Below are 25510 nucleotides of genomic sequence, written 5' to 3' on the forward strand. Positions count from 1 at the left end.
ATATAATCAACTTGATCGAGTTAAATATTAGCCTTGTTTAGGAGGTTGAAATGAACTCTTCAGTGAAACGATAAGGTTGAATACAAGATGTCCAGGTGCCGAATATTTGCTATCCACATTAAAATAGCCATGACGGAAGAACTGGAATTTATCCTGAGCCACGCTATCCTTAAGCGCTGGTTCAACAAACCCTTGTAAGATTTCAATGGACTTAGGATTAAGCTGATCTAAGAAGCTAGGCTCCGATTTCTCTACCGAGGAATCCAAACCTTCTACTTCCACAGCCTCATCCGCTTCTTCAGCAGAAATCAGAGGCTCGTATAAACGGAATTCCGCAGGAACCGCTTGGCTAGCTTCCACCCAGTGCAACGTCCCTTTTACCTTGCGGCCTGTAAATCCACTGCCACTCTTCGTTTCTGGATCATACGTACAATGCAGCTCCACTACCTCGCCATTCTCATCCTTAATAACCTCATTACATTTGATGAAATAAGCGTGCTTCAGACGTACTTCATTGCCAGGGAACAACCGGAAATATTTGTTCGGTGGATTCTCCATAAAGTCATCACGCTCAACATAAATTTCACGTGAGAACGGAATTTGGCGTACACCCATTTCCTCATTCTCTGTATTATTCTCCGCTTCAAGCCATTCTGTTTGACCTTCCGGATAATTGGTGATAACAACCTTAAGCGGTCGCAGCACTGCCATTGTACGCGGTACAGTTAGCTTAAGATCCTCACGGATAAAGTGTTCCAGCATTTGCAGGTCCACCAGGCCCTGACTCTTAGAGATACCCGCTTCATATACGAATTTACGAATCGCTTCCGGCGTATATCCTCTGCGGCGTAGACCAGAAATCGTCGGCATCCGCGGATCATCCCAACCATCCACATGTCCTTCGTCTACAAGCAGCTTCAACTTACGCTTACTAGTCATCGTTTGAGCTAGATTCAGACGACCAAATTCATATTGATGTGGAACAGACGGCATCTCACATTCAGCTACGACCCAATCATAAAATGGACGTTGATCTTCGAATTCGAGTGAGCAAAGGGAGTGAGTAACTCCCTCAATAGCATCTTCTAACGGATGAGCGAAGGTATACATTGGATAGATACACCATTTATCGCCTGTGTTATGGTGATGTGCATGTGTAATCCGATAAATTACAGGATCACGCAGGTTAATGTTCGGTGATGCCATGTCGATCTTGGCGCGAAGGACCTTCTCGCCGTCCTTGAATTCGCCTGCACGCATACGCCGGAACAAGTCCAAATTCTCTTCGATGCTACGATCGCGATGCGGACTGTTCTTCCCTGGCTCCGTCAGCGTTCCCCGCAATTGACGAATTTCATCCGCACTAAGGTCATCGACATAAGCTTTGCCCTTTGTAATTAATAATTCGGCACGTTTGTACATTTCCTCAAAATAATCAGATGCAAAACGCAGCTCTTCCCATTCATAACCGAGCCACTTTACATCTTCCTGAATCGAGTTCACATATTCCGTATCCTCTTTGGCCGGATTCGTGTCGTCAAATCTTAGGTTCGTCTTGCCACCGAACTCGTCCGCCAGTGTAAAGTTAATCCAGATCGCCTTGGCATGTCCGATATGTAAATAACCGTTCGGCTCCGGCGGAAAGCGTGTAATAACTTCCTTTACTTTACCCGTACGGAGGTCCTCGGTAATAACATTCTTAATAAAATTGGAGGGGGTGCTACGGTTCTCCACAGCTATCAACCTTTCGTTCTGTAGTGTTACACTACTTCTTGTATAAACATGTTTCCTACTAATATACCCGTTAACTCTAGATTGTTCAATAAAAGGGGGCATAAGGCATAGATCATTTTTTAGCATCTTTAGACCTTTTGACTTCTGTCAGGGCGATAGAGTAGCATGATAATCATAAGAAATAATCCATAATCATACATAAGGCCTTGTGCCGAAAAGGAGGCAACCGCTTGTTTAATTATGTCATCGATGAAGAGCTGATGTTAAAGCCGCTCATGCCGGAGCACGCTCGGCACTTGTTCGCGTTAGTAGAGCACTCACGGGATCGACTAAGACAATGGCTCCCTTGGGTGGATGCCGTTACGGAACAGGCTCACACTCTGGATTTCATCAAAAATGCGATTAAACAAAGTACCGAGAATGGTGCTTTTACCGCTGGACTATGGGTTCGTGGTGAGCTCGCCGGTGTGATTGGGTATCACCAGATTGACTGGCATAACCGATCCGTTGGGATCGGCTACTGGCTTGGTGAAGGATTTGAAGGCAAAGGGTATATGACTAGCGCCTGTCGGGTTCTAGTGGACTATGCACTTCTGGAAATGGAGCTGCAACGTGTAGAAATCCGCTGCGCAACCGGCAATGTTTCCAGTAGAGCGATTCCGGAACGGCTTGGTTTTGTGCTTGAGGGTGTGATTAGACAGGCAGAGAAATTGCCAGATGGCTACGTGAACCACGCCGTATACGGTTTGTTGCGTAGCGAGTGGCAATTGCTCGGCTAAGTTACGCAAGTAAAATAAGCACACAAACCAAAATAAACCTGGCAGGCATATGCCTCCAGGTTTATTTTGGCTAATAGATATAGTCTAACCCTCCGACAGACCCAGCTGTTTTCGAAACTTGTTCCGAACTACAGCAGAGAGCGCTTCTAGCTCCGCAAGCTCAGCCAGTGCAGCTTCCTCTTGCAGGCCCACCTGCATTAAATGCAGAACATGCGCTACGGACACACCGCCAGCACCATCTTCTTTTTTAACAATGGCATCTCCGGTTGAAATTTCCCCCTCACGAAGCACACGCAAATAAAATCCGCTATATCTAGTATCCAGCACTTGAGCGGGGAGATCTGCCGGACCAAGCTTTTGCGAGATTTTGAAGCAAGGATAACGTGGCTGGCTGACCTGCAGCACAGTGGTGCCTATTTCGTACACATCACCTATGCACACGTCTGTCTCCAATAAGCCGGCAGTTGTTATATTTTCCCCGAAGGCAGAGTATTCCAGCTTCTTCCCTAGCTGCTTCTCCCAGTAGGAATAATGCTCAATCGGATAGGCACAGACTGCCTTATCAGGGCCTCCATGATGTTTAAGATCCGCTTGACCATCTCCGACAAAACCGTTGGTATGTAACTCAACCGCTCCATTTACAGGCATTTTATAAATCCCAGTCTCCAAAGGTTTTCCCCGATAATCCACTGTTACCGGCCGCCCCACGTTAAGCGAGATGATCTCCATATCCTTCTCCTCCTGTCAGCATGCAGCACATAAATATTTCATCCACATAACGACCGCCAAGATAAAACTCTTCCCGCAGACGTCCCTCTTCTACAAATCCACATTTACGATAAAAAGAAAGCGCTGACTCATTGCAGGATAATACGCGTAAACGAAGCTTTCGAATAGCATTTTCTGCGGCATGTTCCTTAATCGCCTCTATGAGCTGCCGGCCAATACCTAAGCGTTGATAATCTGGATGGACAGCAATATAGACTTCGCACACATGCCTGTTGCTCTCCATTCGACTAGGACAACCAAACCCAACATATCCGCAAAGCTTGTCATCCTTCAGCGCTACAAGTTGCGAACCCGGAGGAGCATTCAATAGGTAATCCTCTTGGGAACGCCACATTAAAGGCCCCGGGCTAGTGTGCTCCGTCCAGATCAAATGATCCAGATGAATCAGTTCCCGCACGTCTTTAATCTCTGAGAACCTTATGATAAACCTATCCCTGTTGCTTAGTTTCATATAAGATGTACACCCCTTGCCTTGCACCTCTATAGAATTCACAGTAGATCACCTGAATCCACTATGCACAACTATCCTATTGACCGCTCCAGTGAATTTCCTCGGCGGTTGATATACGCATGAACAATAAAGAATCCTACGGATAGCAGTGCCATCGCACATGCCAACCATGCGGTAGGCGCTAAGCCTCCACTATCGTACAATCTACCCATTAAGTAAGGTCCAATCACCCTGCCCACTGCCCCCATACCTCCACTAAGCCCTAAATAGAATGGAGCACTTCGACCTGCATGATCCGAAATAAAGGAAGGCATGGCCGGAGATATCAGCATTTCCCCAAGCGTAGCGAGCACCATCCCAAGCACTAGACCTGAATAAGTCGGCATCCATAAAAGAACAGCATAACCACCCAAATAAAATAGAGCACTTACTGTCATTTGCGCTGTTGAGGTGGACGCGAACCAACGTTTAATCACCGTTACAAGCGGCTGGGCCGCAAAAATAAGAATACCGTTGAGCGTCCAGAGAAAACCATAAGTCTTCTTAGGCCAGCCCTCAGAAATAATGAACGGAGATACCCCTGTATTCCAGATAGAGTTCCCTAACAATAGGAACATCGAGGCAATACCCATATAAAGATAAATCCGTGTATGTCCCATTAGCTTCCAGGTGGATTGTTTGTCAGGACCAGCCTTCTGGTGTTCTGCGACCTCCTGTGAAGAATCTCCTCCGACTTTCTTGAGATATACAAAAAAGAATACCGCAAATACCGCTGAAGTTACGCCGTTCATTACAAAGCTGAGCATATAAGAAATATCGGCCAAAAAACCACTTAACGCTGTACCCAGTGCTACACCAATATTATTAGCGACATAAATAACATTAAACAGCTCTCCGCGCTGCTTCGTAAAACGAAAGCCGATAAATGCCTGAATCGCAGGTAATGACAGTGAATTAAAGAGTCCTACCAGTCCCATCGCGACCATAAATAACGTCCAGTTGTTACTTGCTGCCGGCAAAGTGAACAGTGCAAGTGCATTCATGCCCAGCGCTCCGACAATCAGCCGGTTAACGCCTACCTTATGATAGAGTGAGCCCCCGAGTAGTTGACCCACAATCCCTCCAACTGATTGAATAAGAATCACTAATCCAGCATCCGACATGCTGCGTCCAAGCTCATCAAAAACATACATTGTAACCAGTGGCCACATCAGTGCACTACCCGTTGCATTAATAAGGCTAGCAATTAAAAATATCTTAACTTCTTTAGGATAATTCTGTAAAAACTTCATAAGTAGTGTACATCCCCTGTAATATATGTGTCATTATTCCATCCAGTATTATCCCAAAACAGGGTTCAGGGCAAGCAGACGCATTGACGTGCTATCGTGATAAAGTCTTAGTACACTTTACCTCTTAATTAGGACTAACTTCAACCATAGCTGAGAAAAAAGTAGCACCCGTTCCCATCTATTTATATTTTATAGTTGCTGCTGTCGTCCGTAAAGCAGACTAAACAAAACGATGTGATTCGTTCTTGCAAAGTCGGGGTAATAGAGCCTAGAAACACTCCCCCTTCTAAAATCCGCCGTGCGTCCGAATCGTTCCCCCGAGCTCGGATACATCACGGCGGATTTTATTTGTCTATAACATCAAAAAGCACCCCTCGACTATGCTAAGGAGTGCTCTATAAGATAGGTTTAGGCGTGTTTCTTTACACCGCTGCCGGACATGCTGTCCACGGATTGAATAGATGCTGGCTCTTTACGTAAGTAAGCCATCCAATAAGCTGCCGCAACAAAGATCGCACCGCCAGTCAAGTTGCCTAGCCATACCGGAACAAAGTTGTTGAAGTACTCTCCCCATGAAAAATAGCCTTCAAAAATAGCCGCCGGAATTAAGAACATGTTAGCTACAACGTGCTGGAAGCCGATAGCTACAAAAGCCATCGTCGGGAACCAGATACCGAGGATTTTACCACTGAAGTTATCTGCTCCATAGGAGAGCCATACCGCCAAAGCTACGAGCCAGTTACAACCGATACCGGAAACAAATGCCGGCAAGAAGTCTGCCTCAAGCTTATGCCCTGCCATCTCTACTAATTTTTCCAGATACACACCGTCAGAGGTTAAACCAACCACGTGACCAAAAAAGTAAGCTACAAACAAAGCTCCCGCTAAATTGCTCAGGGTAATCAATACAAGATTCTTAATAACTTCCCAGAAAGATATCTTCTTCGCCATAAAAGCAAGCGGCACAGCCATCATATTGCCTGTCAGTAGTTCTCCCCCTGCAAGCAATACTAGAATCAATCCAACAGGGAAGACTGCTGCCCCAATAAAGTTAGCGATAGATCCCCATTCATGCGGTGCGCCAGCAATGACGCGAATATCCAGTAAAAATCCGAGCGCGATAAACGCCCCTCCCAGAAAGCCCAGAATTAGTACGGTGCTTAAAGGATTGTGCGCCTTTTTTATGCCGTTCTCGACCGTGACTGCGGCAATCTGCTGCGGTTTATTATAAGCCATGATTCCTATCCCCTTCATCTATTTACTTAAAATTTGTTCCTTTACGACCATTGTAGCGTGTCACAAAACACAATAACGTGACAATTATCACTTAATGAAAAACTAAGTGAAACTTTTCACTGACATGTCAAATTTAACGAAGCGCATCCATAATTACAATTGTAAGAATAGGCTCCATATTATTTTAAAGGTAAATAGTACCAGCATCAAACATGAAAAAACCGAAGCCATGAATGGCTCCGGTCTACCCGACTATAATGTTCTTATGCAATTACGTTAAACGGTTACTGCCTCTTTACTTGGTACTGATGTCGGCAGCGCTTGAATTCCTACGGTGTTCAGGAAGTTCCAAGGCTTATTGTAATGAGGTTGGAAGAAGAAATCGATAAAGGCCAGCTGGTCGATTGTCATTTTATTTTGAATACATACAGATACGGTGTTGATCGATTGCGTCAAATCCATCTTGGACATAATTTGTGCTCCGACAATGCGGCGTGTAGCACGATCAAATACAACTTTTAATTGAACCTGCTCGAACGTTGGCATAAATTCTGGACGGTAGTTGTCAATAATCGTGGTAGTCTCTACGTCCATGCCTTCAGCCTTAGCCGCTTCTTCTGTAAGACCGGTAGCAGCGATATTATCTTCATAAATCTTAATGCCCGAAGTCCCTTGAGTGCCCATATATGGAATCGTCTCTGTCATCAAGTTACGTGCGACCAAGGTGCCCATCCGTACTGCGTTGGTTGCTAGTGGAATATAAGCGTGCTTCCCTGTAGGGTTGTAATGAATCGCACAGCTGTCACCAGCGGCATACACATCTGGGCAACTAGTCTGCATATAGTCGTTGACCAAAATCGCACCATTTGGCAGCATATCCACCTGGCCTTTTAAGAGTTCAGTATTCGGACGGAAGCCGATGCAGAGAATAACAAGATCCGTCTCATGCTCTCCTGCGCTTGTGATAACCTTGGTAACTTTACCGCCTTCTCCAGCAAAAGAACTGACCTTCTCATTCAGTGCCAATTTAATGCCGTGATCCTTAAAGGATTGTTCGATTGGTGCAGTAAACTCTGGATCCAAATATTTATTCAGAATGCGGTCTTCACCATCAATCAGCGTTACTTGCTTCCCATTCATTTGGAAGGCTTCCACCAATTCAACGCCGATATAGCCAGCGCCTACGACTGTGATTTTGTTCGCATGTTTAGCTTTTTCTATAATGGTGTTGGAATGTTCATAATTCTTGCAAAGTAAGACGCCTTCCAGCTCAAGCCCTTCGAGCTTCGGCACAACCGGCCATGATCCAGTAGTCATAATCAGCTTATCGTAGGTATCATTAAACTCCTGTCCAGTTGCCAAATTGCGAACACGCAGTGTTTTGGACTTCGTATCCACTTCGGTCACTTCATGACGCATGTTCGTCTTTACTCCGAGCTCTGCAAGCTTCTCTGGGGAAGAATAGAACAGTCCGTGCGGGTCTTTGACCACTCCACCTACATATAAAGCAATGCCACAGGATAAGAAGGAAATATTATCATTACGCTCATATACCGTAATCTCAGCTTCTGGGTACAGTTGGGCAGTATTTACAATTGCGGCAGTTCCGGCATGGGTACATCCAATGACAGCTATTTTCATCATTTTCTTCCTCCTTCAAATGGACAACCTGGTTATATATTCGACTTGCTTGACTGACCAAATTAGATATCTGATCACCGATGAGTTAATTGTGATTTATTTCACTTTATAAACTGATTATATTGTGATATTTATCACATTACAAGTCTTTTCGCCTATATTCTCAGATTGTTCACAATTTTAAGCATTTTCCGTCACCGCTGCCGATGCGACCTCGTTAGCTTTGCCATGGGCGTAAGACATTATGTTCAGACCCCTCAGGATATACTTTCTTATAGCGCACAAAAAAGGCTTCCCCCTAATCCAACAGGGAAAAGCCTGATCATAAACCTAATTTACACCAAACCGTGAATTTCGCCGTCCTCATCCATCCATAGTGCCTCAGCAGCAGGTTTAGCCGGTAGACCTGGCATCGTAACGATATTCCCCGTAATGACAACAGCAAACCCTGCACCGAGCGAAAGGGTGATATCACGGATACCTACGGTGAACCCTTCAGGCGCGCCAAGCAATCTTGGCTGGTCCGAGAAGGAATACGGTGTCTTCGCCATACATACTTGAAGATCATTTAACCCAAGGCGCTCGATCACCGCCAGGCTGCGTTTAGCCGCAGGGGAAAAGTTAACCTCAGCACCACGGTAAATTTCGCGCACAATCTTAGTGATTTTAGAAGGAATGTCGAGTTCATCCTCATACAAAGGCGCAAAGCGCCCAGTGTCGCTATGCTCCAGAAGCTTCTTTAGTTCTGAAGCCAACTCTTGTCCGCCTGCACTACCTTCTGCCCACACCTTGGATATTGCCGCAGGAACGTTCAATCGGCGACAAGCCTCTACAACATCATTAATCTCTCCCGGGCTGTCACCTTCAAAATGATTAATGGCAACAAGGACAGGTACCCCAAATTTGCCGAGATTCTCTACATGCCGCTCCAAATTAGACAATCCAGATCGCAGCGCCGTCCGGTTCTCAGTTTGAAGCTCATTCTTAGGTACACCACCGTTATATTTCAAGGATTTCACCGTCACCACAAGCACTGCCGCTGAAGGGGTTAGATCGGCTTGCCGGCATTTGATATCCATGAATTTCTCTGCACCAAGATCCGCTCCAAAGCCTGCTTCCGTGACAACAACATCTCCCAGCTTGAGTGCGTAACGAGTGCCGATAACACTGCTGCAGCCATGGGCGATATTTGCAAATGGACCGCCGTGTACAATAACAGGGGTGCCCTCCAAGGTCTGTACCAGATTAGGTTTAACTGCTTCCTTCAGCAGGGCTGCCATCGCTTCAACTGCCCCTATTTGCTCTGCCGTTACAGGTTGTCCCTCTTGGTCATATCCAATCAAAATACGGTTTAGACGCTTTTTAAGATCGCTCAGATTATCGCATAAGCATAATACAGCCATAATCTCTGAAGCTGTCGTAATCTGGAATCCACTTTCCCGTACGGCTCCATTTCCATCTCCGAGCCCTGTCACGACATTCCGCAAACTGCGATCGTTCATATCCATCACACGTTTCCAAACGATGCGCTGTGGATCAAGACCCAGTGCATTGCCTTGGAAGATATGATTGTCAATCATCGCAGACAATAGATTATGTGCAGAAGTCACCGCATGAATATCGCCTGTAAAGTGCAAATTAATCTCATCTGCCGGAACGATCTGCGACTTACCGCCACCAGTGGCACCACCCTTCATTCCTAGGCATGGTCCGAGGGATGGCTCGCGTAAAGCAGCCACGGTCTTTACACCTGCTGCGTTCAGTGCCTGTGCCAGCCCTATGGTGGTTAAGGTCTTTCCTTCGCCGGCAGGGGTGGGATTAACCGCAGTGACCAGCACCAGCTTGCCATCTGGCTTGTTCTTCTTTTCCTCCCATAAGGACGGTGAAAGCTTACTTTTATATTTTCCGTATAGTTCCAGATGCTCTTCGCCAATTCCCGCTTGTGCCGCTACCTCTGTAATTAACTTCATGCTTGTATAAAACCCTCCTGCCGTTATTATCCTGCTGCATTCCACGCTTTATGCATATTTTGCATAGACATTACATTCTCTTCAAAGGATACATGGTCTCTGTAAAGCGTCAAGTATAATTTATCACAATAAAATTCAAGGCAGCTATTTCCTTATTCCTATGTAAAAAAGAATCCCGTCGAGACTCGGCCAAAGACCGAGTTCGAAAGGATACTTCTAAAACAACAATTTATCAACCCTAAACGGGTCTAAATTAAGGACTCAATATGTTCTGTCATCGTTTCTGGCGATTCCTTCGGCTCAACCCGAGCCACTACATTACCGCTACGATCAATAAGGAACTTTGTGAAATTCCAGCTAATATCGCTGCTGTCTCCAGTACCCGGCTGCTGCTCTTTTAAATAATTGAAAAGAGGACTGGCTTCCGGTCCATTCACATCCACTTTAGCAAAAACGGGAAAGGTAACACCATAATTAATCTGGCAGAATTCTTCTGCCTCTTCACTTGTACCCGGCTCCTGACCCGCAAATTGATTGCAGGGGAATCCTAATACTACAAGTCCCTGATCCCTATACTGCTCATATAGCTTCTGGAGATCCCCATACTGCGGTGTAAGTCCGCATTTGCTGGCCGTATTGGCAATCAACAGCACCTTACCTTCATACTCCGTAAATGACACTTCTTTACCCGAAGGTGTAACGCCGGAAAAATTGTAGATCGACATCCTTATTCCCCTTCCTTCCATGTACTTAGACTACACTACGTATCTTACCCGAACTGTAATAGAATGCAACTTATCGTCACTTTCAGTAATCACTAAGAAAAAAGCAGCCCTATATATTTCTTAGGACTGCTCTCTATAACTCTGTTATTTGGATACGGGTACAACATCATAATATTCTTCCAACGTAATCCCTTTTTCCGCTATATAAGTAGCTATATCCTTACCTACATAACGGATATGCCAAGGCTCATATTTATAGCCTGTAATGTCCTGCTTACCTTCTGGAAAACGGATGATATAACCATATTCCGCTGCATGCTGCGCTAGCCACTCCGCTTCCTTCGTTCCACCGAAACAGCTCTCCGCAGCACATTTGCCGTCACTTCCTGAGACATCGATAGCAAGCCCTGTCTGATGCTCACTATAGCCAGGCACGGCACTGTAAGTACGGGCCAGTTCCTCTCCATCTTTCTCAACATAACGATTGAACAGTCTCGTTTGGGTCTCCTTAGAGCGGTAGGCCGAAACGCCAGCCAAGTAAATCCCGTCTTCCTCTGCGCCTGCGAACAGTTTTTCTAATGCTTCGGCAGCTTCCTTACGCATCATACGCTTCTCGATTTTCTCTTTAAACGTAAACCGCACATCCGGATAGACAAGATCAGAGGGTTTATAGTTATCAGGCAGTCCATACTGCTTATTCACCATCACAGCTATGCTATCAGGCTCTTTAAAAGAATCATCCGTGCTATTTCCCTTGCCGCCATTATCCGATTCGGATGGATCAGAGGGATCTGTTGAATTAGATGGATTAGCTACCACGGGTTCCGTTATGCCCCCTTCGGCGCTATTGCCTTCTTCACCAGGCTTAGCTTGAAGATTATCTTGTACATTTATATTTGACCCGCTATTGGTCGACGCAGAAGGTGAAGTTGTCGTATACTTCCCGATTCCCCAACCCACTGCAATAACGACAATTAACAAGCTCACTAATTTCAATTTTTTAGACATCTGCAAGTTCTTCCTCCTCGAAGTCGAAACACTCTATTTATCTATTAGACAAGCTTTCCATCAAAAATGTTACACTAAGATTCTTTTTTAGACAAATATCGCTCAAATCTGCCCACAAAATAAAGTTACCATAGGTAATTAGCTTGTCCGCTAACTTTCCTATGGTAACAAGTTTTAGTTATGAAATTCCACTCACATTATCTGGATGTGCCTCTGCCGCCGCTTTTAAAGCCGCCGGAGCTGCCACGTCCACCGCGTGAGGAACCTGCGTTTCCGCTGTTGCGCCCGCCTTTACCAGCGCCACCTTTGGCACCGCTGTAGCCGCCTTTGCTACCTTTATCGCCTTTACCGCCTTTACCGCCGCCTCTAGACGGGCCTGCACCGTAGCCGCTGCCTAAGCCGCCTCGTGGTGTGCCGCCAGCGTAGGCACCGCCGTCTGCGCCTCTGGCTACGTTCTCACTGTAGCCTGTGCTTGGTCCGCCCTTACGGTTCGCACCGCGCGAACCGGCGCTAGGCGCTGCTGCGTTACCGCTAGCTGGCGCATCGCCTCTGGAGGCGAAGGCGCCGTAGCCGCCGCCTACTCTCACTACGCCGGCAGCCTTGCCGCCGCCCTTAGGTGCGGCAGCGTCATAGCCGCTGCCTCCGCGCTTGCCAGCCGCCGCATCGGAACGACCGCCGCGGCGACCTTCTGCAGGCGCACCCCAGCCGCCTGCTTCCTTACCGCGGCCGCGGCCACCTTGCCGCGTTCCGCCTTCGCCGCGCGGAGCACCGCCGCGGCCAGAGCCGCCGGTCTTCGGTCCGCGGCCCGTGCGCGCTGCCTCAGCGCCGCCGCTTTGACGACCGCCGTGGCGTCCGCCGCCTTGTACTGCAACGAATTCGCCTACGCCGAATTCATCCTTGTCGTAACGGCGACGATCCAGGCGCTGCGAAATGCCGTGCTCGATCATGTCTAGTCCATCTTGCTCACGCGGAGAAGTGAACGTAATCGCAAGCCCTTTACCTCCGGCACGGCCTGTCCGGCCGATCCGGTGGATATAGCTGTCCACATCAAGTGGCATATCATAGTTAAAGATATGTGTGATACCTTCAACATCCAGCCCCCGAGCCGCTACATCTGTGGCTACAAGAAGCTGCAGCTTCGCATCACGGAATCTCTTCATTACACCTTCACGTTTACCTTGAGACAAATCGCCGTGCAGTTCATCACAATCATAACCGGCTGCTTGAAGTGCTTCGTTCAGCTTGGACACCCGACGTTTGGTCCGGCAGAAAATAATAGCCAAGTAAGGACGATCTCGTTCAATCAATGCTATGAGTGCCTCTTCTTTATTGCGATCCGAGACTTCCACGACTTGCTGTTTGATATTATCCAGCGGAATCGGAGAACCACTCTTAATAATGATATCCAGAGGCTCTTTCATGTAATTAGCTGCGAGGCGTTTAATCGGATCTGGCATCGTCGCAGAGAACAGCATCGTTTGACGACGATAAGGAACAGCCGTAATAATGGTCTCTACATCCTCCAAGAATCCCATATGCAGCATTTGATCCGCTTCGTCCAGAACGAGCATCTTAACACCACTAAGATCGAGCGTCTCGCGGCGCATATGATCTAGCAGTCTGCCTGGTGTACCGATAATAAGATGTCTTCCGCCTTCCAGCTTACGCAGCTGCTTCTCAACATCCTGACCACCGTAAACAGCCAAGATTTTGATATCCGTATGACGTGCCAGCTTACGTGCCTCTTCTGTAATCTGCAAAGCCAACTCACGTGTTGGAGCCATAATTAGCGCCTGCGGATAAGCTCGCTCCGTGTGGATCTTGTCCATAATTGGCAGCAAGAAAGCCAATGTCTTCCCCGTACCTGTCTTCGCTCTTGCAATTACATCCAGCCCCTGCACCAATGGCGGTATTGCTTCCTGTTGCACTGGCGTAGGCTTTACGATGCCTTGACCTTGAAGCAATGTACACAGTAATTCTGAAACTCCTAATTCTTTAAATCCCGGCAAATTCTCCACCTCACTATTTTCTCAGATAAATTTGATTACATCTCTTACTTAACTTCCGTCTTCCAAAGCCCTATTCAGGCAGCCCCTATCAACTGTCCTTTTGGGGGCGTATGCTTCCGATTCAGCTATATTCAAACAAAAGCGGAAGAACCCCGTCACCGGCATTCTTCCGTCCCATGTATCCCTTGACCCGTTAAAAGAGTGCGGTCAAAGTTCGGTTTCTGGGCAGCAGCGATCCACCGGACGTTTAGACGGCACTCCATTTGCGTTCCATTCCACTTTATACAATAGAAGTAAAGTTAAGCTTAGAAAGTTATCCTTTATATTGTACTTGATAGAACGGCATTTGTGTGAAACTGCAGAATAATAATTATTCTATCCTGTAGTTGCAGGTTAGAACCTTCCCGATTTAAAAATCGCAAAGATCAACCATAAAAACATCAGAAGCGCCACTACGCCGCCAATCTCCACTGTAGGGAAATTCCATAACACTGAAGGCTGACCGCGCATCGCAGTCCCAATAATGAGTCCAACCATGATGATACTGAACGCAAGCATCACAATACTAAATGCTAAGCGATTCCCGACCCGGTCCAGCTTTCGCTCCAAATGCTCGAGCTCAGGTGCCACAATCTCTACCTTTAGCTTTCCCTTAGTAATTAGAGCAGATAGCTGCTTAGCCTGCCCAGGAAGCTCCAGCAGACTTTCCGTTAAATCAGCTACGCCTCCGAGGAGCTTGCGCTGCAATCGGGGACCGCTGAAGCGCTGCTTCACAAGTTCCCGTCCAAAAGGCTCTGCCATCTCTAGAATGCTGATCGTTGGATCCAAGTTGCTAATGACACCTTCAAGCGTCAGCATCGTCTTGCCGAGCATCGTTAGATCAGGGGGAAGGATTAATCGATGCTTGCGAGCGATGCCAAACAGATCATTTAGCGCTTTACCTATGCTCATCTTACTGAATGGAACATCATAATACTCATCGCGAAGTCGATCCATATCATTATGGAGCGCCGCCCGATCAGCATCCTCAGGGATGACTCCGAGACGCAGGATTGCCCGGACCATAGCATCCGTATTCTTGCGCATCAGTGCGATGACAAGCGCAGACAGCTGTTCTTTCATTTCTTCGTTCAGTCGCCCCATCATGCCAAAATCAATCAAAGCCAGCTTCCCATCCGCCATCCGTATAACATTTCCTGGATGAGGATCCGCATGGAAAAAACCATGAATGAAGATTTGTCTTAGCATCATTTCCACGAGCTGCTGAGCGATAACCTTAAGCTTAACTCCGTTACTCAGCAGCTCATCACGACGACTCAGCGTAATCCCTACTACATATTCCATCGTAAGTACCCGCGTTGACGTATAATCCCAATAGATATCCGGGATGTACACTCCATCATAATCCATCTGTTGAGCAATTTTCTCTGCATTACGCCCTTCTTGGCTATAATCCAGCTCGCCAAGAAGCGATTTCGAGAACTCCTCTACCATACGGGATAACTGATATTGCCTTGCCCAGCCTAACTGCTTCTCAGCAAGCGCGCTTAGATCTTTGAGAATTTCCAAATCCCTGCTCATCGTTCGCAGAATGCCAGGGCGCTGAACCTTAACAGCCACGACCTGCCCACTGTGAAGAACAGCTCTATGCACTTGACCGATTGACGCAGCCGCAAGAGGCGTATCCTCAAAGGAATTAAAGATTTCATCCATCCGTTGATCCAGCTCATGCTCCACAATCGTGCGCACGCGTTCCACAGGGAACGGGGGCACATTATCCTGTAGTTTTACCAATTCTTGAATAATAGAATCAGGCAGCAGATCTGAACGGGTACTGGCAAGTTGTCCAAGCTTTATAAAGGTTGGACCCAAATCCTCCAGTACTAGCCGAATCCGCTCCCCGAGCGTAAGACTTGTATGTGCTTCTTGTGTTACAAGACGGCGTGGAAGGGATAATAAATGATAGAGCCCCAGCTCCTCCACCATATAACCAAAACCATGGTGCATAAGCGCCATGGCTATGGACCGGTATCGTCCGGCATGTCTAATACGTACTGCCATTTAGTCCGTACGCGTTTCCGCCGATGTTCCTTCTAGATGGGAAATCCCCTCTAGCTCGGCCAATCGACGCTCCAATACAGCAATTCGGCCTTCCAGCTCGTCAATATCACTTTGTACAGGAACCTTCATTTCCTTCAACACGCGTTGTACTTGCTCTTGTACAACAGACTTGAGCATGCCTCGCTCTTCCTCGCCGCGTTCAATCAGCCGATCAACGAGGGCCTTAGACTCCGAAGGAGCAAGCTCCCCACGCTTCACTAGTTCTTCAACAACCTTTTCTACTTTTTCCTTACTAACAATGGTGAGGCCCACTCCTAAAGAGATCGCTTTTTTAAACAAATCACTCATAGTACTTTCCTCCCAAAGATTCCGTTTCATTACAAACGGAGTTGATGATTAAAGTATACCTCACTGTGTGCATATTTCAAAAAGCCGGGACATCGCCTTAATTATTTACCGGAATACGGGCAGCCCAAGTAGCCGCCTGCAAGATTAATTTGCGTAATGCCGGGTGACGGAAGGATGGCTCATGGTGACCAGGCATAAGAAATACTACTCGTCCTAAGCCATAGCTGTGGCACCATGCAGCAGGCAACCATCCATCCTCTGATTCATACTGAAGTAGAATGGTCCGCTCCGTAAACGGGTCAAATTCAAAATGATATGGCTCTTCATCCAGCTGGAAGTCTTCAACGCCCTCAGTAATGTCATGCTCCAGCACCTTGAAATTCATCGGCTCGTAAGCGGAGTGGCCGTTAAAGCGGCCGCCAATCAGCTGAGCCAGCTCGTTACGCTTTGTCAAGGAAGCACCTGTATGAAGAACAATCAGTCCTCCACCACCGCTCACATAGCTGAGTAAGCCAGCGGTTTGCTGAGGCGATACAGTTTCATTCCACAATTCGTTGTAGGCTATACATAAGTCATAACTTGCCAGATGCTCAATGCGCATCAATTTTTTATTCTCCGAACACTGAACGGTTAATAAATCATTTAAAATCTCACTAATTTGTTGGTCCACTCCTTGAAGTGGATGGAAACGGGGATGGGTGTAATCACCAAGTAATAGACATTTTCTTTTGTCCATGGGGATCCTCCTCCTTATTCATTGTTATTATTCATCACATGTTGCCTATATTCTAAGGAAAACTGCTGCGAATGTCCATGCAGATGGCAGGTTTACTACTCTTAAGACATCATCTTCCGGGAAAAAAAGCATCCCCACCCAGTGAACCCGGAGGGAATGCTTCTGTGTGGTAACACCAATCTTGTAAGGCTGCCGCACAAAATGGTCTAGCGATTCGCTGCCACATATTTGCCCAGCTCTACAATCATGCTCCCCATCCGTTCATGCTCGGGCATAATGATACGCTGTACGCCCTCTTCCTTAAGGGCTTCAGAGGTAATACGCCCTACAGAAACGGCAAGTACCTTATCCTCAAAAGACTTCAGCATCTCTTCCAGCTTGCCCTTTTCCCGAGCAAATTGAGAGAGAAAACGAAACTGCGGCGCACTCGTAAAAGCCACGGCATCAATCTTGCCTTCTATAATCTCAATAAGCAGCTTGTCAAGCTCCCCCGGCTCTGGTGGAGTATGCCGATACGGCAGCACTTGGCGGGTATTTGCCCCTGCCTCCTGCAGCCATGCGAGCATACGAGGAGCTGGATCACCGTGCAGCTGCAGAACGACCTCCTTGCCCTGCAAATCCAGGGATTGAAGCCCACGAATCAGTCCGATCGTACTTCCGTCGTCGTCGCGAAACTCTGGCGTAAGCCCTCTTTTTTTCAAAGCATTCACTGTCTTATAACCCCGTGCAGCAATAATAGAACCAGAAAGTACTTCTAAAAAGCGATCGGCGATGTTCAGGCGTTCAGCCGTTTCGAAGAGAGCGTCCAGTCCCATGCCTGTAGTAAGGATCACCAAGTAAGGTGGATGGCTGATCCATGAATTCAAGCCTTCCTCCAATGCCTCATCATCAAGAAATACAGTACCTTGGGCAGGTCGATATAATGCCGTCCCCCCCATATTTTGGACCAGCTTGGCCATTTCTTCTGATTTACGCGGTCCCGCCAAGGCGACCGTGAACCCTTTCAGTTGCTCTGCCATGTACTATTATCTCTCCTCTCTCCGTTGCCTAATCCAGCATTATTGTTTATCAGTATACTTGGAAAGGACTGCAAAAGGGAAGATAAAACCATCGTTATCCTATCCGAAATATATATTTTTACTAGGAGGAGTGTATCTTAAAGGTACTCACAAGCTTTTGCAGTTCCTCCGCAAGACGACTAAGGTCGGTAGACGAAGACGCCATCTCTTCAACAGAAGCAAGCTGCTCTTGTGCTGCCGTTGCGATGGTCTCTGTATTCACAGCCGCCTCTTCAGAGATGCCGCGAATCTCTCCAATTGCCTTCTCCATATGATTTGACTCCACCAATAAGGTCTGTACCGCACCGCCCATCGACTCAATCTTCTCCGCGGCACTCTTAACTGCTCTACGGATACGGGAGAAAGAACGTCCAGAAGTATCTACGGCCTCAATTCCTTCGGTTACGCGCTGCTTTGTATCCTCCATTGTATGGGTCACCAGCTTCATTTCACTATTAATGGCAATAATCTGCTCTGCAATTAGATGCGCTGATCTCTCAGACTCCTCTGCCAGCTTACGTACCTCGGCAGCAACAACGGCAAATCCACGGCCATGCTCTCCAGCTCTGGCCGCCTCAATGGAAGCATTGAGAGCTAACAGGTTGGTCTGACGGGCAATCCCTGTGATGACGCTGACAATGCCCTCAATTTGATCCGTTCTTTCATTCAGCCTGTCGATTACACTGCCAAGCTCTCCCACCGTTCTATGAATACCATTGATCTTATCCACCACGCTAATGACCGAATCATTTCCTTCTGAAGCAGAGAGCGAAGTCTTGTCCATCATCGCAGACACCTGCTCCATATATACGGAAATATGATCCACTTCGCTTGTCGTCGCCGCTGTACTTTCCATTCCTTTTCGTACACTGATCACCTGCTGTTCCGTACCTGCTGCTACCTCCTGGATCGCTATCGTCATCGACTCAATCGTTTGGGCATTCTGCTCTGCACTAGCGGTTAGTTCTTCGGCTGAAGAGGATACATTGCTCGTCATCTCCTGTACGCCGATGATCATCTCCCGCAAGCTGAGCACCATTAATTGAAAGTTCTCGGCAAGCATGCCAATTTCATCTTTGCGGAACCCCCTAATGTCTTCGGACAAATCACCTTTCGCTATCACTGCAGTTGCTTTCCTCAGCCGGAGGAGCGGCCGCAGAATAGATTGAATATTAAAATAGATCATGATCAGCGCAAGCAAAACGGAAACTATAATAACAAGCAGCGCTGTATTGCGAATTCCGCTCGTTGCCGATGTCACTTCATCTACGCTTATCGTACCTCCGATTCTCCAGCCCGTAAGCTCATTCACCGTAAACATCATCTTTTTGTGTGTACCCTTATAGACATAATCAAAAGTACCTTGATCTTCCTCAAACATTCTCTTTATAAAATCATCGGATGACTCCTGTCCAATCGCCTCTGTTGGATGAACAAGATATTTCTTGCTGTTATCAAGGATAATAATGTATCCTTCCTTGCCAACCTTAGTCGAAGTCAAATCGCCTAAGGCAGATAGATTGAGATTCAAGGTTACCACCCCGTTACCGCTCTTAAGAACCGTTGAGATCGCAATCGCCGTTTCTTGATTTACGGTTTGAAAGGCCGGGGAAATCACAACACCATTCCCGTGCTTCAGAGAATTAATGTAGGCACTCTCCTGCCTGGGATCGTAGCCTTCGGGCAGTTTGGCTTCCGAAGCGTGGATGGATTGCCCCTTGCTTGTACTAACATAAATATCTAACACATCAGGATGTAATACAGCGTATTCCTTTAATCTGTTCTTCATAGAAGCTGCTGCCCCTCCAGTTACCTCACTGTTGGTCCCTTCATCAGTGAACTCAGCGGCAAAATAAGAAACAGCATCTATTTTGGATTGAATATTCGAGTTGATGATTTCATTTACTGCTACAACACTTTCGGTAGCATTGCTCACCAGTTGATCTTCCACTTCATGGCTAGCAGATTGATAGGTTCGCCAGCCGATAATGATACTGGGCAACAGCAGAACTAATAGGTATGTAAGAATTAACTTGGCTCGGATACTCATACCTGTTTTTTTGTTCATAAATGTCATCACGCTCTCTCTCTTCGAGTCTTAAAGTAGGACCTATTTACCAGACTAAATATATAATTATATATCCTACTTTGGAACCGATTTTCCTCCTATCTTTCTTCATTTTTCTCATTATTTTTATGAATTGTCATATAAACGCAACAAAAAAAAGATTATTTAAAGTAATCAATAAATCACCGTCAAGATGTACGAAATATGAAGCATTTTATTTTTGACAGGTGAACGATCGTTCACTATAATTAGGTTAACAACTGTTCACCAGTTTGCTTTAAGGGGAGAGGATTTCTAAATGACTACTAAAGAAAAGATTCTATATGAAGCATTAGCGTTATTTTCGAATCGTGGATACGGCTCTGTATCTGTACGTGAAATTGCTGGGGCTGTAGGGATTCGTGAAAGTGCATTATACAAGCATTACAAAAATAAACAGGATATTTTTGATACAGTAGTTCAAGTAGCTGCTGAACGGATTCAGAAGTTGCAGAAAAATTTATCGGAATCATATGTAGGTAATGATGTAAAAGTTAATTGGAGTGTGAGTGATCAGATACAGGAGGTATACAGTAGCATCTTTTCTTTTTATTTAAATGATGAGATTATGTCCCGATTCCGCAAAATGATGACGATCGAGCAATATAGAAATCCAAATATGAGCCAGCTCTTTCGGGAGATGTTCATTGATAAGACCTTACGCTATCAGTCGGAAGTGTTCCGTCAAATGCAATTGGATGGAACGCTGATCCAAAGCAATTCAGACATTATGGCATTGCACTTCTACTCACCAATCTTCCTGCTGTTGTTCCGTTATGATGGTCAGATAGAGAAGGCGGACGAAGCTTTAGAATTAGTCAAAAGTCATATTAAAGTTTTCTTCCAGATTTATAGTCGAGTAAGGGAGGAGGAGTAGACGATGAAACAACGGGCAAATTCTAATCTGAAGAAATGGACAGCAATATTTATAACGATTATCGTCTATTATGTAATTCATGAAGGTGCACATCTGATTCTTGCTCTCTGCTACGATGTATTTGAAAGAATACGTATCGTCGGATTATGGGGTGTTCAAATTGTCACAACGGACGGGGAATTATTGGGATATCGGCTTGCGATTTTCTCAGGGATCAGTAGTATTGTTACCATTTTAATCGGGTATCTTCTTTACGTACTAACTCCTCAGATCCTTAAGCTTAGAACTAAAGGTTTTATCATATCGATGTATTATATAACAGCTTGTTTTCTGTTACTCGATCCGATTTACATATCCATTTTGTCCTCTTTTATAGGCGGCGGTGGAGATATCAACGGGATTGTAACAGGTTTAGGGATTCCCGAAGTTCCAATTCGAATGGTGTTTGGTTGCATTGCTCTGCTTAATATTTTTCTTTTTACTAGAAAAATATCCCCCCAATATACCAAGCTATTTAGACGCTGATTTAAGAGAGGTAGATGATTACTTTTACTTTGGTAAAAACGAATCACCCACCGTGAGCAGAATTAACTAAAAGAGGCTGATTCTTAGGTCATAAACTTAAGAATCAGCCTCTTCTATTTTAGTTCACGTTCTTGTTCTTGCAGTTCGGGCAGACGCCTCCGAATACCACATGAGCATGACCAATTGTATATCCTGTATCCTTCGCCACTGTGTTCATCCAGTCTCGTGGAACTTGGTTCATTACCTCATCAACCGCACCGCAAACCTCGCAAATGATATGCTGATGATCATCCATGCGGGCATCATATCTGCTGGCAGCCTCACCAAGCTTAAGCTCACGAATCATTTGTTTATCTGAAAGATAACGAAGAGAGTTATATACAGTACCGTATGCTAAGCTATGACCTTGTTCTACTAGCCGGTTCATTACTTCCGCAGCAGTGGGATGGTCATGTGAATTAAGGACGATATCGTAAACGGCCTGACGTTGGGAAGTCAAATTTAGACTTTTCATTGCTATCATCCTCTAACTTGTTTTTAGATCAAGTATAAATCGTGAATGTAGGAACGTCAATCCCACTTTTATCCACGCATTACTTTCTCAGTTACTTAATCAATCCAGAGTATTTAATGTTAACGTCAGCTTTGACCTGAAAATCGAGCCCAGCATAGAGCCTCTTCCAGACTTCCAATTCTGTGTCATTATTAAAATGCCTTGCTCCATAATGCAGACCCCATCCAAAAGGATCCAAGCCGCTAGCTTGTATTTTTGTCAACAGCGCTAGGATATCCTCTTCCAGCTCTTTCCCCCCAGCAACTGCAACTTTCTCCAGCATACTATGAGTTACCAAATCCGGACTGCTACTCTCTTCGAGAATACCTTTTATCTTAATATGATAACGAATAGTAGCTTTCCCCTGCTCAGGTGTCAGGATCTTGTAATCTGATGATGATCTCTCTGTGTAGTACTGATACATAATCCCCTCGAAGTGGGCGGGTAAGTTGGTTCGCAGGTTCGAGCGTGACAGCAGATTATATATCCGGGTTTCGTTTGGCGTAAGAACCATTTTGATTTTTTCATCATTCAGTAGAGCAATTTTATCAATTAAGAACTCCTTATCCCCTTTAGTCTCGATAATCGGCAGGACCGGGTCAATCCCCTCTTCAAAAATATTTCTCATCAGCTGATAGGAATATACACTAGAAATAAATGGAGATTCAGTTCCTTGTCCACTCATAGCCAGAATAAGAGAATTCGATGGAATCCGCTCCGACTCGGGTCTCACCTTCAGCACTTGAAGTGCTTCCGGACGCCCTATTGCAAAATTGAGAATAAGCTGGATATCTCTACGCCTTACTGCCCAGTCCATAACATGTAGAATATCTTTACGGGCAACCCCCTCCCCCAGAATAATTGATTTACAATGGGAGTAATCAAGCTCCTTTTCCACTCTGGATTTCATTCTACGAAGCGCTTCAGAAATGCTTGGGGACTCCTCAGTCAAGATCTGCATCTTCTCATCAATCTTGGTAACATCCCCCTGAGGAATGGCGAGCTTTAAGCTAATTTTAAAGCTCCCTTCATCTGCACCTTGGTCAACGCCAATCGCCAGCACGAAAATCCGCAAATCAATCTCTTTAAAGTCGCAGCCAGAAAGAAGGAGAAGTAAGGTAATCGCAATTCCAGCTAATACTCTTCTCACAGATTTCTCCTCCTAACTTTGCGATAACAATAAAACAGCACAGCGATGATGAACATCTCACCAAACCAGCGAATTTGCAGAAACCAGGCACCAAACATGTTAAGTTCATATTGATCTAGCCCCATTAAGGACAGAACCATCCCGCTGAACAAGCATAGGATGCACCACTCTTTCCATTGCACTGCTTTTGGGGATTTTTTTTTTACAGATGAAATGGCACCTTTAAAAAGCTCTAGGCCTCCATGCCAATGAACGATTACACTCACCAGAGATAAACTCAAATAGGCAAAATAAAAAATAAACAACATTCGTTCAATAATAAAGTATTCCATCCGAATACTGTCGGCCGTCGAGAACCACGTATACACGTGTCTATCAATAGCAACTGTACCGAAATAACCAATGGGAACTAAGAAAGTCAAGAGCAATACAAGCAGCCCCTCTCCCCCTAAAATCCAGACATGCCTCAGCTTAACCCCATGAAATACCCGATTAAATATGGCGAGGTTTAGGTAACCACTAAACGAAAAGGTAGCCGCCGAAAGGCTCATTAGGTCCGGCTTATGCCAGATGTATGTAGTGATCTGTAGAACAGAATCCCAATTGAAGTCCGGATTGAGCAACGCTTTTACGAGGCCATAAATAATTAACGGTAGGGCTACGCAGAGAATAATTTCAAGCCCATACAAGATTGATAGAGAATCAAAGCGACAGCAGATGCAGACCAAGACTAAAAAACTGATCACAACAGTATAGGGATTCGAATCCGGACTGATAAACCGCAGCGTGATATCTACAAAAGAAAGCAGTGTAACTGCCCCAGCCACACACCATAAACCAGCAAAAAGGATTAATAAGGTTTGGGCTAATCTCTTGGGTAACAAAGAATAAAATATTTCCGGAAATCCCTTCCCGGGAAATTTAGCAATCATTGTAGTAAATACGTAGACAAACAAAGTGCCAAAGATCGTTCCGATTAGTATGGATATCAAAGCACCACCAAACCGTCTGTCTATTAGTTCCCTTGGAACAAAATTAATGATGTTGATCAAGCTGTTCATCAGAAAAAGACAGTAGAAATAACGGCTTTTGGCCATCAATGCTCCCCGCCCTTCTTCTTCCCAAGGTTATCTAGAAAAAACAATCTGAAATACGGTTGTCCAAAGCTGCGCTGTTTGCATAAATACATCGCGAACCCCACCACACAGACTACTACACCAACCATCCCTAAAATAGCGGCAGCGATAAGAAAAATATACTTCAACACACGGATCGACAAGCTCATCATATTTAGCGGGATCAGGAAGTTAGATATGGCAACAGCAGAGACCAATATAATCATAATGTTACCTACAAGCCCTGCCGCTGTAGCCGCTTGACCCAAAATTAGACCTCCTACCGTCGTGGCCGTTGGCCCAATCGCCTTGGGAAGCCGTAAACTCGCCTCGGTCAGAAATTCCATCATCATAAGCATTAAGAGCACTTCCACAAAAGATGGATAAGGCACAGTGGCGCGGCTACCAGAAATAAGCAGTGCAACCTGCACACGAACAATCTCGGGATTATACGAGGTCAGAGTTACATAGATCGCAGGCAGCCACAACGTCATGCACACACCGATAATTCGGAGCAGCTTTAAGAAACGGCCCACGATAGGAAATTGGATTTTATCATCCATGGATGTAAAGAAATCATTAAATATGGAAGGCAACACTATCGCATATCCCGTTGTATCCAGGAGTATCGCTACTTTTCCTTCAGACAAATTAAACACAACTCTATCAGGTCTTTCAGTAATAATAGACTTAGGGAGTATTCGCAATTTATCACTGCTTATAAACTTCTCAAGTTCTCCCGTAGCCTGTAAAATATCAACCTTTAGGGTATTCATCTTCTCCCTTAATTCCGCTAATACATTATGATCAACACGACTGATGTCGTATAGGATGGCCACCTTTGTTTTGGAGACTTCGCCGATGACCATGGTTTCCATTTTGAGATTAGTGGATTGATAGCGCCGGCGGATCATGTTCAGATTCACCGCAATATCCTCCGTCAGTGCATCTGAGGGACCCTGTGAAATACTTTCTGCTGAAGTTTCACTAACACCACTAATCTCCGCACTTAAAGCATCGAAGAAACAGATCACATTATTTATCCTTAGAAGAACATATCCGCCAAGCAAAAGCTCGATTCCCTTTTCTCTCGTAGTTGCCTCCTCAGTGCCCGGATATGTCGTAATGTAATTAAGGTACCCGTCAATACTCCCCATCTCATAGAACGACGAAATTACGTGGCGACTGAGCGTCTGCGCATCTGTGACGCTTTTGATATATAGCAGGTTGACTTGTCCAAAAGGTGCAACGAGCGTTCTATCAATTAAATCGGCGAAGCCGTCCAGCTGACCCTTGATCCACTCCAGAGAAACATCGTGCTTGTCCTGTTGTACTGACATGGATCA

At 45.7% G+C, this 25510-nt stretch carries 22 protein-coding genes; 3 read left to right on the plus strand and 19 right to left on the minus strand.

Annotated features, from left to right (window positions below; genetic code table 11):
- Positions 1-27: 27 nt before the first annotated feature.
- On the minus strand, positions 28-1734 hold the full coding sequence (locus NSU15_RS28880) for a glutamine--tRNA ligase/YqeY domain fusion protein (protein ID WP_042131405.1): 1707 nt from the start codon (positions 1732-1734) through the stop codon (positions 28-30).
- Between the two features lie 230 nt (positions 1735-1964).
- Between NSU15_RS28880 and NSU15_RS28885 the strand changes: the two genes are divergently transcribed.
- Positions 1965-2513, plus strand: a complete 549-nt coding sequence (locus NSU15_RS28885) for a GNAT family protein (RefSeq protein WP_339288410.1) — start codon at positions 1965-1967, stop codon at positions 2511-2513.
- A gap of 84 nt (positions 2514-2597) precedes the next feature.
- Here the strand turns inward: NSU15_RS28885 and NSU15_RS28890 are convergent, their stop codons facing one another.
- The 14 genes from NSU15_RS28890 to NSU15_RS28955 all read right to left on the minus strand — a co-directional run bounded on the left by NSU15_RS28890 (position 2598) and on the right by NSU15_RS28955 (position 19905).
- A complete protein-coding gene (locus NSU15_RS28890; protein ID WP_076118996.1) occupies positions 2598-3242 on the minus strand; it encodes an MOSC domain-containing protein in 645 nt (214 codons plus the stop codon).
- Positions 3223-3753 (minus strand): GNAT family N-acetyltransferase, encoded by a 531-nt coding sequence (locus tag NSU15_RS28895; RefSeq protein WP_076118994.1) that lies wholly within the window; start codon positions 3751-3753, stop codon positions 3223-3225. Before NSU15_RS28895 ends, NSU15_RS28890 begins: the two co-directional genes overlap by 20 nt.
- A gap of 71 nt (positions 3754-3824) precedes the next feature.
- Positions 3825-5045: an MFS transporter gene (locus NSU15_RS28900; protein WP_076118992.1), complete on the minus strand. Its 1221-nt coding sequence runs from the start codon at positions 5043-5045 to the stop codon at positions 3825-3827.
- Between the two features lie 408 nt (positions 5046-5453).
- The gene (locus NSU15_RS28905; protein ID WP_042131410.1) at positions 5454-6281 is read right to left on the minus strand and encodes a formate/nitrite transporter family protein; all 828 of its coding nucleotides are present in this window, start codon (positions 6279-6281) and stop codon (positions 5454-5456) included.
- 276 nt (positions 6282-6557) lie between these two features.
- Positions 6558-7922 carry an FAD-dependent oxidoreductase gene (locus NSU15_RS28910; RefSeq protein WP_042132544.1) on the minus strand — a complete coding sequence of 455 codons (1365 nt, stop codon included), beginning with the start codon at positions 7920-7922 and terminating at the stop codon, positions 6558-6560.
- 335 nt (positions 7923-8257) lie between these two features.
- Positions 8258-9892: a formate--tetrahydrofolate ligase gene (locus NSU15_RS28915; protein WP_042131411.1), complete on the minus strand. Its 1635-nt coding sequence runs from the start codon at positions 9890-9892 to the stop codon at positions 8258-8260.
- Positions 9893-10140: 248 nt separating this feature from the next.
- Positions 10141-10617 (minus strand): glutathione peroxidase, encoded by a 477-nt coding sequence (locus tag NSU15_RS28920; protein ID WP_076118990.1) that lies wholly within the window; start codon positions 10615-10617, stop codon positions 10141-10143.
- Between the two features lie 144 nt (positions 10618-10761).
- Positions 10762-11625 (minus strand): M15 family metallopeptidase, encoded by an 864-nt coding sequence (locus NSU15_RS28925; protein WP_339288414.1) that lies wholly within the window; start codon positions 11623-11625, stop codon positions 10762-10764.
- A 197-nt stretch (positions 11626-11822) separates the two neighbouring features.
- Positions 11823-13634: a DEAD/DEAH box helicase gene (locus NSU15_RS28930; RefSeq protein ID WP_339291505.1), complete on the minus strand. Its 1812-nt coding sequence runs from the start codon at positions 13632-13634 to the stop codon at positions 11823-11825.
- Positions 13635-14027: 393 nt separating this feature from the next.
- Entirely contained in the window at positions 14028-15695 is a 1668-nt protein-coding gene (locus NSU15_RS28935; RefSeq protein ID WP_076118985.1) for an AarF/ABC1/UbiB kinase family protein, read from the minus strand.
- Positions 15696-16043: a phasin family protein gene (locus NSU15_RS28940; RefSeq protein ID WP_042131416.1), complete on the minus strand. Its 348-nt coding sequence runs from the start codon at positions 16041-16043 to the stop codon at positions 15696-15698.
- Between the two features lie 97 nt (positions 16044-16140).
- The gene (locus NSU15_RS28945) at positions 16141-16779 is read right to left on the minus strand and encodes a ThuA domain-containing protein (RefSeq protein ID WP_076118984.1); all 639 of its coding nucleotides are present in this window, start codon (positions 16777-16779) and stop codon (positions 16141-16143) included.
- Positions 16780-16985: 206 nt separating this feature from the next.
- On the minus strand, positions 16986-17798 hold the full coding sequence (locus NSU15_RS28950) for a uroporphyrinogen-III synthase (protein WP_339288416.1): 813 nt from the start codon (positions 17796-17798) through the stop codon (positions 16986-16988).
- Between the two features lie 121 nt (positions 17799-17919).
- Positions 17920-19905: a methyl-accepting chemotaxis protein gene (locus NSU15_RS28955; protein ID WP_339288417.1), complete on the minus strand. Its 1986-nt coding sequence runs from the start codon at positions 19903-19905 to the stop codon at positions 17920-17922.
- Positions 19906-20203: 298 nt separating this feature from the next.
- Between NSU15_RS28955 and NSU15_RS28960 the strand changes: the two genes are divergently transcribed.
- Both NSU15_RS28960 and NSU15_RS28965 read left to right on the plus strand, forming a co-directional pair.
- The gene (locus NSU15_RS28960; RefSeq protein WP_339288419.1) at positions 20204-20821 is read left to right on the plus strand and encodes a TetR/AcrR family transcriptional regulator; all 618 of its coding nucleotides are present in this window, start codon (positions 20204-20206) and stop codon (positions 20819-20821) included.
- A 3-nt stretch (positions 20822-20824) separates the two neighbouring features.
- Positions 20825-21346, plus strand: a complete 522-nt coding sequence (locus NSU15_RS28965; protein WP_339288421.1) for a hypothetical protein — start codon at positions 20825-20827, stop codon at positions 21344-21346.
- A gap of 118 nt (positions 21347-21464) precedes the next feature.
- Here the strand turns inward: NSU15_RS28965 and NSU15_RS28970 are convergent, their stop codons facing one another.
- The 4 genes from NSU15_RS28970 to NSU15_RS28985 all read right to left on the minus strand — a co-directional run bounded on the left by NSU15_RS28970 (position 21465) and on the right by NSU15_RS28985 (position 25504).
- Complete coding sequence (locus NSU15_RS28970; protein WP_042131422.1) at positions 21465-21860, minus strand: transcriptional repressor; 396 nt, start codon at positions 21858-21860, stop codon at positions 21465-21467.
- Between the two features lie 91 nt (positions 21861-21951).
- Complete coding sequence (locus tag NSU15_RS28975; protein WP_339288423.1) at positions 21952-23049, minus strand: Ger(x)C family spore germination protein; 1098 nt, start codon at positions 23047-23049, stop codon at positions 21952-21954.
- A complete protein-coding gene (locus tag NSU15_RS28980) occupies positions 23046-24146 on the minus strand; it encodes a GerAB/ArcD/ProY family transporter (protein WP_339288425.1) in 1101 nt (366 codons plus the stop codon). Before NSU15_RS28980 ends, NSU15_RS28975 begins: the two co-directional genes overlap by 4 nt.
- Positions 24146-25504 (minus strand): spore germination protein, encoded by a 1359-nt coding sequence (locus NSU15_RS28985; RefSeq protein ID WP_339288427.1) that lies wholly within the window; start codon positions 25502-25504, stop codon positions 24146-24148. The genes NSU15_RS28980 and NSU15_RS28985 overlap by 1 nt, the downstream gene beginning before the upstream one ends.
- Positions 25505-25510 lie beyond the last annotated feature (6 nt).

This window comes from Paenibacillus sp. FSL E2-0201 (genome assembly GCF_037963325.1).
GTDB lineage: Bacteria > Bacillota > Bacilli > Paenibacillales > Paenibacillaceae > Paenibacillus_AQ.

What these genes read in the sequence shown, in the direction of transcription:
- NSU15_RS28890 (WP_076118996.1), bottom strand. Translation starts at nt 3,242, where the DNA reads ATGGAGATCATCTCGCTTAACGTGGGGCGGCCGGTAACAGTGGATTAT.
- NSU15_RS28985 (WP_339288427.1), bottom strand. Translation starts at nt 25,504, where the DNA reads ATGTCAGTACAACAGGACAAGCACGATGTTTCTCTGGAGTGGATCAAG.
- NSU15_RS28960 (WP_339288419.1), top strand. Translation starts at nt 20,204, where the DNA reads ATGACTACTAAAGAAAAGATTCTATATGAAGCATTAGCGTTATTTTCG.
- NSU15_RS28950 (WP_339288416.1), bottom strand. Translation starts at nt 17,798, where the DNA reads ATGGCAGAGCAACTGAAAGGGTTCACGGTCGCCTTGGCGGGACCGCGT.
- NSU15_RS28980 (WP_339288425.1), bottom strand. Translation starts at nt 24,146, where the DNA reads ATGGCCAAAAGCCGTTATTTCTACTGTCTTTTTCTGATGAACAGCTTG.
- NSU15_RS28965 (WP_339288421.1), top strand. Translation starts at nt 20,825, where the DNA reads ATGAAACAACGGGCAAATTCTAATCTGAAGAAATGGACAGCAATATTT.
- NSU15_RS28925 (WP_339288414.1), bottom strand. Translation starts at nt 11,625, where the DNA reads ATGTCTAAAAAATTGAAATTAGTGAGCTTGTTAATTGTCGTTATTGCA.
- NSU15_RS28910 (WP_042132544.1), bottom strand. Translation starts at nt 7,922, where the DNA reads ATGAAAATAGCTGTCATTGGATGTACCCATGCCGGAACTGCCGCAATT.
- NSU15_RS28900 (WP_076118992.1), bottom strand. Translation starts at nt 5,045, where the DNA reads ATGAAGTTTTTACAGAATTATCCTAAAGAAGTTAAGATATTTTTAATT.
- NSU15_RS28915 (WP_042131411.1), bottom strand. Translation starts at nt 9,892, where the DNA reads ATGAAGTTAATTACAGAGGTAGCGGCACAAGCGGGAATTGGCGAAGAG.
- NSU15_RS28905 (WP_042131410.1), bottom strand. Translation starts at nt 6,281, where the DNA reads ATGGCTTATAATAAACCGCAGCAGATTGCCGCAGTCACGGTCGAGAAC.
- NSU15_RS28940 (WP_042131416.1), bottom strand. Translation starts at nt 16,043, where the DNA reads ATGAGTGATTTGTTTAAAAAAGCGATCTCTTTAGGAGTGGGCCTCACC.
- NSU15_RS28945 (WP_076118984.1), bottom strand. Translation starts at nt 16,779, where the DNA reads ATGGACAAAAGAAAATGTCTATTACTTGGTGATTACACCCATCCCCGT.
- NSU15_RS28895 (WP_076118994.1), bottom strand. Translation starts at nt 3,753, where the DNA reads ATGAAACTAAGCAACAGGGATAGGTTTATCATAAGGTTCTCAGAGATT.
- NSU15_RS28955 (WP_339288417.1), bottom strand. Translation starts at nt 19,905, where the DNA reads ATGAACAAAAAAACAGGTATGAGTATCCGAGCCAAGTTAATTCTTACA.
- NSU15_RS28970 (WP_042131422.1), bottom strand. Translation starts at nt 21,860, where the DNA reads ATGAAAAGTCTAAATTTGACTTCCCAACGTCAGGCCGTTTACGATATC.
- NSU15_RS28920 (WP_076118990.1), bottom strand. Translation starts at nt 10,617, where the DNA reads ATGTCGATCTACAATTTTTCCGGCGTTACACCTTCGGGTAAAGAAGTG.
- NSU15_RS28935 (WP_076118985.1), bottom strand. Translation starts at nt 15,695, where the DNA reads ATGGCAGTACGTATTAGACATGCCGGACGATACCGGTCCATAGCCATG.